9 protein-coding genes are annotated in these 9,467 nt (G+C 38.2%); 2 read left to right on the top strand and 7 right to left on the bottom strand.

Annotation, left to right across the window (positions count from 1 at the left end; all coding sequences use genetic code 11):
• Positions 1-476, bottom strand: a 476-nt coding sequence (locus tag FL972_RS12380) for a hypothetical protein (RefSeq protein ID WP_144605777.1), incomplete at its 3' end; no start/stop codon positions are given.
• 99 nt (positions 477-575) lie between these two features.
• Positions 576-1,139, bottom strand: a complete 564-nt coding sequence (locus FL972_RS12375) for a hypothetical protein (protein WP_144605776.1) — start codon at positions 1,137-1,139, stop codon at positions 576-578.
• Positions 1,140-1,158: 19 nt separating this feature from the next.
• Between FL972_RS12375 and FL972_RS12370 the strand changes: the two genes are divergently transcribed.
• Positions 1,159-1,356, top strand: coding sequence for a hypothetical protein (locus FL972_RS12370; RefSeq protein WP_144605775.1), 198 nt, complete (start codon positions 1,159-1,161; stop codon positions 1,354-1,356).
• 48 nt (positions 1,357-1,404) lie between these two features.
• Here the strand turns inward: FL972_RS12370 and FL972_RS12365 are convergent, their stop codons facing one another.
• Positions 1,405-3,882, bottom strand: coding sequence for a DUF5686 and carboxypeptidase-like regulatory domain-containing protein (locus FL972_RS12365; protein ID WP_144605774.1), 2,478 nt, complete (start codon positions 3,880-3,882; stop codon positions 1,405-1,407).
• A gap of 165 nt (positions 3,883-4,047) precedes the next feature.
• Between FL972_RS12365 and lhgO the strand changes: the two genes are divergently transcribed.
• A complete protein-coding gene (lhgO, locus tag FL972_RS12360) occupies positions 4,048-5,250 on the top strand; it encodes an L-2-hydroxyglutarate oxidase (RefSeq protein ID WP_144605773.1) in 1,203 nt (400 codons plus the stop codon).
• On the opposite strand, the gene FL972_RS12355 is transcribed toward lhgO, so the two are convergent.
• From FL972_RS12355 to FL972_RS12340, 4 genes are all read right to left on the bottom strand, one after another.
• On the bottom strand, positions 5,251-6,768 hold the full coding sequence (locus FL972_RS12355) for an FMN-binding glutamate synthase family protein (RefSeq protein WP_144605772.1): 1,518 nt from the start codon (positions 6,766-6,768) through the stop codon (positions 5,251-5,253).
• Positions 6,769-6,821: 53 nt separating this feature from the next.
• Complete coding sequence (locus FL972_RS12350; protein ID WP_144605771.1) at positions 6,822-7,781, bottom strand: YheT family hydrolase; 960 nt, start codon at positions 7,779-7,781, stop codon at positions 6,822-6,824.
• A gap of 94 nt (positions 7,782-7,875) precedes the next feature.
• On the bottom strand, positions 7,876-8,226 hold the full coding sequence (locus FL972_RS12345) for a hypothetical protein (protein ID WP_144605770.1): 351 nt from the start codon (positions 8,224-8,226) through the stop codon (positions 7,876-7,878).
• Positions 8,223-9,437: a BaiN/RdsA family NAD(P)/FAD-dependent oxidoreductase gene (locus FL972_RS12340; RefSeq protein WP_144605769.1), complete on the bottom strand. Its 1,215-nt coding sequence runs from the start codon at positions 9,435-9,437 to the stop codon at positions 8,223-8,225. The genes FL972_RS12345 and FL972_RS12340 overlap by 4 nt, the downstream gene beginning before the upstream one ends.
• Positions 9,438-9,467: the final 30 nt, after the last annotated feature.

Raw genomic sequence — 9,467 nt, 5'->3', positions numbered from 1 at the left:
GTATAACCAATTCTAAAAAAGAATCCACCTTCAGGTTTTTGATATCGATATCCGACTCTTAGAGGAATAAATGCATCAAAAACAACTTTTTCGTCTAATTCTAATGATCCTGAATCAAAAAATAAAGTTCTATCTAAGAGTGAGGTAAATCCAAAACCCATTTCCAGATGATAGTTTAACTTGCCATATAAGGCAGTAACCTCCAAAGGAATAACGGGAAGCCAATACGTTTTGAAATCATTTATTTTATTACGCCACATAGAAAAACCAGCACTGGCATTCAATTTTAGCTTTCCTTTTTGATGAAAAATCTTGCTGTAGTTGATTGCATATCTTCCAGAACTTCCTCCAACTTCAAGGTAAACAGCATTTTTTGAGGTAAAGGTTTGGGAGTTGGTTTGAGCAAAAATAGATGGGGAACTAATCAATAAAACCAGAGAAAAACCGAAAAGAATAAATTTGGATTTGTAATTCATGGTGTAGCGGGTTTATAACATTTTTTGATTTCCATTTACCTAAGTAATTGATAATCTTCAAATAGAATCAAAACGAGGAAAATTCCCAATTAGCCTCTTTCAAAAACTCTTCCCAAAACTTAGTCCGGCCCAATAAGGATTGAAAGACCAAATTTTCCCAGCTCTTACCGGAAAAGTAACAATTGGCGTATAACCAATTCTGAAAAAGAATCCCCCTTCCGGTTTTTGGTACCTGTATCCAACTCTTAGAGGAATAAAGGCGTCAAAAACTACTTTATTGATTGTTTCAAATGTTTCCGAATCAAAATCAAAGCTTGTGTTTAAATAAGAAGTGAATCCCATACCCAATTCCAGATGATGATTTGACTTGCCATATAGTGCAGATATCTCTAATGGCAAAGCAGGGAGCCAACTAGTCTTCGAGTCTATATTTCTATTAGGCCATATAGAAAACCCTGCACTGGCATTTAGCTTTAGCTTCCCTTTTTGATGGAAAATCTTGCTGTAGTTAATCGCATAGAATCCAGAACTTCCGCCAACTTCAAGATAAACCCCTTTTTTTGCGGTGAAGGTTCCGGGTTCGGTCTGAGCTGTTGCCCCTAAAGAAATAGCAAAAGCCAAGATCAAAACAAGCAATAACGAAGATTTATGTTGAATATTCATGGTTTTTCAATTTCGTTGTATGGTAATATCTACTGACGCATACGCTTTGTTGGAAAAACCGAAAGAGGCAAAAAGTAGAAAAGAAGAAAAAATAATCTTTTGTCGTAAGAAGGAATTGAAAAGCAATAAAATGTTAGGAATCGAAGAAGTAAGAATTGGATTCATAGTTAGCGTTGTTTATTTACATATAAAAATTGATATTGAACTTATAAACTAATTCTTAAATTTTCAACTATCTTTAAAAAAAAAATATTTTTTCCTTTTATTATAATATAATCTGTGCACTAACCTTTACCACAAAGGGCCTAGCCTCTGGCACATCCAAATAGGTCATGCGATGGAAAAAGTCCACCCGGAAGAATTTAAAGATATTTTCAATACCATAGCCCAACTCCAAATAAGGCTTAGTAGGATCTAATCTTCCAAAACTTTCCAAAGGATTTCCTGCAGGATCTAAGCTCGGAACGTTCAATACATTTTCATTTCTGACTGATCCAAAAAGTAAATTTCCATTGGCTACTGCTCTCCATTTGAGTTTTTTCATCAATGGAATTCTATTCAACAAAAACCCTTCAAAAGAATGTCTATATCTTAAGCTGACATATTGATCTGAGGCAAACTCATTGAAATTCATGGTATTGAAAGCAGCTGTAGTATAAAAAAGCGTTTCGTTGCCTAAGTGGTTTTTCAATATCGGATAAGGAACTTCACCAAAGACTTTACCTGCATCTACTTCATATCTGGAAACCCCAAAAAGCCCCATATTTAGCCTTTGGTAAAGATAAAAACTCAACTTATGATAATCTATATCTCCACCTAGCCACTGAAGACCTTTGGCATAGTTCACTTCAAAAATTGGCCATTTAGAAGGTCCAAATGAGACCCGTTCATTGTCATTGATAATGATGATTTCGTCCCTTCCATAGCGAAGTCCTACCCTTGCTTCAGTGGTTTCGAATCTACTTCTCAGCTCCCTATTCTCTCTCTCCAAAAAATAAAAATCAAACAGCGGATCAAACGCTGCAATCTGAAGACCACCTTTCAGTAAAAAGCCTTTAAAAAATTCCCGCTGAAAATTAACCTGCTGCGTCGTGCTGATAAATGGTCTCCTCAATGTCCCAAATCTACTGGCAGCCAAGAAAATACTATTTCCAGCCAAAGACTCCATTTCCAAACCCACTTGATCGATTTCTTTCGTGGATTTGAATTGAAGGGTAGTCCAATGTTGCCTATCCAAAATCCGTGTTACAAATGCTGAATATTTAAAGCGTTCATCTTTAAACCCATACGCTAAGTAGGCTTGAATCAACCATTTATTGCTGAATGAATAATTGGTCCGCATCCCAAAGCCAGCCCGAAATCCTTCTACATTATTGTAATTTCCAAATTCAGTCCAGGGGCCTAAATCCACTTTTCCCACTGGAAGAAAACCAGTTGCAAAAAACTTTAAACCTTCTGAATAAAATCGAATAATGGGTATCTTCTTCAGTGTATCCACCATCTGAAGAATGGCTATTTCCTCAGAACTCAAAGGGTCTACCCTATTTCTTTTCCAAAAATCTTCTCCGGCATTCCCAAAATCAGGTCTCAATTCAACAGCATTGTTGAAAAAGGAAGTGGGTAAAGGTTCTTGGAGAATAACTGAATCAGTAGCCGTATAAAACTTCGCAAGAAGCCCGGCAGTATTGGGCGTTACCTGACCTATTTTTATTTGAATTCGGCTTTTGGTTGGAATTAATGGGCCTTTGGAAGTAGGCTCTAATTCCTGCTGAATCTTGATTCTTTCAATAAAATTCAGGTTTGCAGATTTGGGAACAGTCAAGTCAACTTGCTTGAGCGCATAGGTTTCTTTATTAATCCATATGGTGCCGCTAAAGGCCAAGTCTTGCTCTCTTCTGGGATAAACCTGCAACCTATAGCAGCTGTCTTTTCCCACTAAGACCGAGTCTAGCAAATCATAATCATAGAAAACTTTCCAGCCATCAGCTATAGGTGAAATGAACTCCTTATCCAGAATATTCAACCAATTTTTATAGAAATTATATTCCTGAAAGACAGAGCCTGTAATTTGAGAAGTAGTAGAGCCATCTGTGATACCGACCCCAGTGACTTTAGACTTTTCAACGATCTCTTTCTTCAGTTCAGGATTATTCCGGTAATAAAATTTGGAAATGGTCTCTGAGAAAAAAACAGGCAGAATTTTTTCTCCCTCATCGTTGGTCAATTGCCGGATGCTGTCCAAAACAGCGGTTACTTTCTGGACTGTTTTTCTTTGGGTAAACCTGTCCGAAACCTGATCTATATCAATCTCTATTTTTGTATAGTTCTTGGTTTCATATGCCTCCAAACTTCTTTTGTCAAAATCCTTCCTTTTATCAACCGCCCTTCTGATGATCTCAAAAGCCGGATTTTCACCAGCCTCAAATACAAAAGCTTCCAATTCAAAGTCAGATGGTCTGAGTTGGAAATTAAGGGTTTGATTAGCTGAAGATCCAATTTTTTTGGATTGGGTGATATATCCCAGATAGCTTACCCGAACGCTATCTGCCTCTCCCGAAAAGCTCAATTCATAATTTCCTTCGAAATCAGTATTCATTCCCTTTCCTGTTCCTAGGACCAAAACCGAAGCAAAAGGAATTGGATCACCTGTTTCTGCATCGGTCACTTTGCCCTTGATTGTCACTTGGGCGTAAGAAAAACTCAGGGAAAAGAATAAAAATGTGAGAGAAAACAGTCGCTTCATTTAGAAATTCCGCATGGAAATATTAGCACAGCTGCAAATATAATTTCATTCCGCTGCCATGAAGTCCAAAATGAAATATAATTTCCAATTTGAAGAAAGACTAACCCACCCTAGATTCAATTTTGTTGCTCGATCTAATATATTTGGGCTTTCAAAGAATAATCTATGGTTTACGATATTGCGATTGTCGGAGGTGGAATTGTCGGATTGGCTACAGGGCTTAAACTTATCAAATCAAAGCCTGAGCTGAAAATCGTTATTCTCGAAAAAGAAGAGCAGCTGGCGAAGCATCAAACCGGAAATAATTCCGGAGTAATTCACTCTGGGCTCTACTATAAACCAGGCTCCTTAAAAGCCATCAACTGTATCAATGGATACCATGAATTGGTAAACTTTTGCCAGAAGGAAAAAATCCCCTATGAAATAACCGGAAAAGTGGTTGTCGCTACCCGGGAGGAGCAAAAGCCTTTATTGGAAAATCTTTGGAAAAGAGGTTTGGAAAATGGCTTGACCGGCACGCGCAAAATCAGTTTGGATGAATTGAAAGAGTACGAACCACATTGTGCAGGGGTGGCGGCTATTCATGTCCCACAAACTGGAATAGTAGATTATTACCAGGTTGCTTTAGCTTATGGGAGAAAATTCATGCAGCTCGGCGGAAGTATTTTATTGAAACATAAAGTATTGAAAATAAGCACTTCAAATAATATCAATACAATTGAAACTTCAATAAAAACCATAGAATCTAAGTTGGTCATCAACTGTGCAGGTTTATATTCAGATAAAATTGCCAGAATGAATAGCGATGAGGCAGATGATGTAAAAATCATTCCTTTTAGAGGCGAATATTACAAGCTCAAAAAAGAAAAGGAATATCTGGTGAAGAACTTAATTTACCCGGTTCCAGATCCAAACTTCCCATTTTTAGGAGTGCATTTCACAAGAATGATGAAAGGTGGCGTGGAAGCAGGACCCAATGCAGTTTTGGCTTTTAAAAGAGAGGGCTATAAAAAGTCTCAGATTAATTTTTCAGAATTAGCGGAAACTTTGGCCTGGCCTGGATTCCAAAAAGTTGCTGCAAAATATTGGAAAACCGGTTTTGGAGAATTATATCGCTCATTTTCCAAAGCTGCCTTCACGAAAGCACTACAGGAATTGATACCGGAAATTCAGGAATCAGATTTGGTAGATGGTGGAGCAGGTGTGAGAGCTCAAGCCTGCGATCGAAGCGGTGGATTGTTGGATGATTTCGCTATCAGAGAGAGTGCAACAGTCATCAATGTATTAAATGCTCCATCTCCAGCTGCCACCAGTTCCCTATCCATTGGAGGTACTGTAGCCTCTATGGCTCTCAAGCGCTTTGAATAATCAAACCTGAGTATTGACAGTATCAGGGAAATATCTATTGGCTAGCTTTATCATTTCATCGCCTTTGACCAGGTCATGAACACTCATTTCAGAAGTATGATAGTGCCCTGAAGCCCCCAATAATTCCATTACAGCGTGAACTGTGTTTTTATGGAAATTGTAAACGCGCTCAGCTTTATCTGGAACCACCAACCCTTTTACCAAACCTCTTCTTTGAGTTGCCACTCCAGTTGGGCAATCGTTGGTATTACACCTTAAAGCTTGAATACAACCCAAGCTAAACATAAAGCCTCTGGCTGAATTACATATATCGGCTCCCAAAGCAATATTTTTCAAAATCGAAAAAGCACTCAATGCTTTCCCTGATGCTATGATTGTAATCTTATCCCTGAGATTGAATTTTTCCAATGCAGCTCTCACAAAGATCAAGGCTGGCTCCAGCGGTAAGCCAACACTGTCTGAAAATTCCAGAGGAGCCGCACCAGTTCCTCCTTCTGCTCCATCTATTGTGATGAAATCAGGTAAACATTCCTGACTGATCATCTCCTTGCAGATTTCTATAAATTCTTCTGTGCGACCAATGCAAAGTTTAATTCCGACCGGTTTACCGCCTGACAACTCTCTCAATTGTTGTACAAAAGCTATCATTCCTTTAGGATCGGAAAATGCCTTGTGAGATGGAGGGGATAATACAGTAGTTCCGGGTTCTAGTCCCCTGATTTTTGCAATTTCAGAAGTGTTTTTAATGCCCGGTAAAACTCCACCATGCCCAGGTTTTGCGCCTTGGGATATTTTCAACTCTATTAGTTTCACTTCAGGTAACTGAGCTTTTTCTTTAAAACTTTCAGGGTCAAAATTTCCATCCTTGTCCCTGCATCCGAAATAACCAGTTCCGATTTGCCAGCATAAATCTCCTCCTGACAAATGATAACTGGAAATCCCTCCTTCTCCCGTATTATGATAGAAATTACCTTTTTGAGCTCCTAGATTTAATGCTTTGATAGCGTTGGAACTAAGAGAGCCAAAACTCATTGCTGAAATATTAAAAATCGAGGCTGAATATGGTTGAGCGCAAGAATGAGTACCGATCGTAACACGAAGATCTTCCTCTCTGGGACTTACGGCGTATATACTGTGTCTTAAAGCTATATAGTCCTCTCCATCAATATCCTTTTGAGTTCCAAAAGGATGTGTGTCATTGACTCCTTTGGCTCTTCTATAAGCCAAGGCTCTTAGATTTCTGGAAAATGGTCTTCCATCGGTATTGCTCTCAATGAAGTATTGCTGGATTTCGGGACTGATAGATTCCAAAATGTATCTAAAATGCCCGACAACGGGAAAATTCCGAAGGATCGCATGTTTCTTTTGAATAGAATCATAAATACCCAATGCAGTCAAAGAGGCCAAAACAATCAGGAAAAAATATCCAAAGCTAAATTCCCGAAGTTCACTAAACCACATGAGAAATAAAGTGAGGAGGAAAATGAGGAGAATGGATAAAAAGAAAAGCTTCCGCATTCCAAAGGTGGGTTTGATGGAATACTAATATAGTAAAGCTAAATCAGTTTCCTTTAAGCAAGCAGAAATTCCAAAAATCGATATTCTGCCCAAGTAAATTCGTCACCTTTTAGGGTAAATCCCGTATGCCCGCCCCTCTTCGGCATTTCTAAAATAATCTCTTTCTTCTTTCTCGCTAAATCTACCGGATAGCAAGCCTGACCCAGCAAAGGATCATTGAGCGCATTGAAAATCAATGTAGGAATCTGAATATCCTGCATCCAATTATCAGCACTGACTGATTGATAAAAGTCTTCTGCATTTTTAAACCCATGCAGTTTGGCCGTAAAATGGGTGTCAAAGGTGTCAAAGTCCTTGACTTTGTCCAGCAGCTCCAAGTCGATCAATTGCGGATATTGGGCTGACTTAAGCATCATCTTTTTTTTGAGTTTACCCAAAAACCGATTTTTGTAAAAACTATTAGAAGGGTATTTTAAAGTGGCTGCACTTGAAGGCAAATTACAGGGCGTGGAATATACCGCAACTTTGACAATTTCTGATGGGATATGTTTACCTTTTTCGCCTAGGTATTTTAAGGTTTGAGCCCCTCCCATGCTGATTCCACAGAGATATATTTCCTTATAATTTTCTGTATTTCTAGTATGTTCGATTACCGTATCCAAATCATAGCTCGCTCCATGATGATAAAGGATAGGCTGCAGATTCATTTCTCCACCACAGCTTCTATTATTCCAAGCAAGAACATCAACATGATGTTGATTAAATAATTTTGCCAAACCCATTGCATAATGCCTATAGGAATCTCCTTCCAAGCCATGAGAAATAATCAAAAGTTTATCGCTTCCAACTTTCGACCAATCAAGATTTAAAAAATCATCATCAGGAGTATGAATCTTTTCTCTTTCATAGGTTAGCCCTTTGATTTTTCGAAATAAACTCGGGACTATAGTTTCGAAATGACCATTGATTAAATAACTGGGACCCTGGTACGAAGAGGAATCAATAATTGGCATATCCTAAAAATGGAAATTGGAATTGAATTTTAAGTACAGCAGGGTGTTGAAGCCCCTCTGAAGAGATATCAATCTCAAAAAAAATACTTTTTGATCAATTATTTAAGAGTTTGGCTGTTTCTTCGATAGCTGTTTCCAGTTTTTCATGAAGTAAATGGAAATGTCCTTCGAAAGCCTGATTAAAGCCCTCGGATTCTAAAATATCTTTTCCTTCTTGTAGGATAATTGATAAATCTTCAAACTCAAACATACCCAAGGTAGGTTTGACCTTATGTCTGATTTGTTGGATTTTAACTTCATCTTTTTCATGAAAACCTTCAGCATATTTGGTTTTCAATTCAAGTAATCCTGCATGGATAGCAGTGGTTAATTCCATTCTAAATTCCTCATCACCTTCGGCCATTTCTAGGATCCGTTGGTTCAGTTCAGGATAAGCTAAACTCATATCGCGCTATTGATAATAGTTTTTCCTGCCAGAAAACCCGTCGACCATGCAGCCTGAAAATTAAAACCTCCAGTAATACCGTCCACGTTAAGTACTTCTCCAGCAAAGTATAAATTTGGGTGAAACTTACTTGCCATTGTTTCAGGATCCACCTCATTCAATTGAACACCTCCTGCAGTTACGAATTCTTCTTTGAAAGTGGTTTTACCTTTGACAGTCAAAATATAGCAAAAAAGATGCTGAACCAATTTATTAATTTGCTTTTTGGCCAAGTTTCCGTAAATCTGTCCTTCTTCAATTAGTGATTTTTCCAAGATATGCTCCCATAATCTGCCTGGAATGTCAAAAAGTGGGTAATTTTTAACTTTTCTGGATGAATGCGCTTGGATATAATTTCTTATCTGATTTTGATAATCCTCTTCACCAAAATCCTGATTCCAGTTAATTATCGCTTTTGCCTGATATTCTTTTTCATGAAGCCAAGCTGCTCCAAAGGCTGAAAGCTTTAAAACTGCCGGACCACTCACTCCCCAATGAGTGATCAAAACCGGACCTTGATAGGAAAGTTTGGTACCCTCCAACCTCACATAGGCATTCGGTAATGATAAACCCATTAATTCACGAATGGATTCTTGTGGAGTATTGAAAGTGAAAAGGGAAGGTATAGGTGATGCAATAGTGTGCTTAAGACCCTTTAAAAATTGATAACCTTCAGTTTTAGGATGACCTCCACTACAAATTACCACTTTATCAAATTGCCGGGAGCCGGAATCAAAATGAAGAGTCCAGGTATTCCCATTGGCCTCCATACGCTTTAGATTCATTCCAGTTTCGATTCGAATATTTTTCGCTTTGGCTTCTTTCAGTAAAGCTTCAATTATAGAAGAAGATTGATCACTAACAGGAAAAACCCTACCATCTGATTCAATTTTTAACTGAACACCTCGGGACTCAAACCACTGAAAAGTATCTTCCTGCTTGAAATGCCTAAAAACCTTTTTTAAGAACTTTTCTCCTCTTGGGTAATTCTTTACCAACTTGGCTATTTCCATAGGACGGTGAGTGACATTGCATCTTCCTCCACCGGATATTTTTACTTTGGAAAGTAGCTTTGGAGTTTTCTCAAAAATGAATACTTCATTGTGAGGTGAAGCAGCATGAATCGCAGCAAAGAACCCGGCTGCCCCTCCCCCAATAATTGCAGTTTTCACTTTAATTTATTGATTTGTAGAAAGTTAAAT

The sequence above is a fragment of the Algoriphagus algorifonticola genome (assembly GCF_007655305.1).
In the GTDB taxonomy this organism is placed as follows: Bacteria; Bacteroidota; Bacteroidia; order Cytophagales; family Cyclobacteriaceae; genus Algoriphagus; species Algoriphagus algorifonticola.
This window is presented reverse-complemented; position numbering and strand designations above follow the sequence as displayed.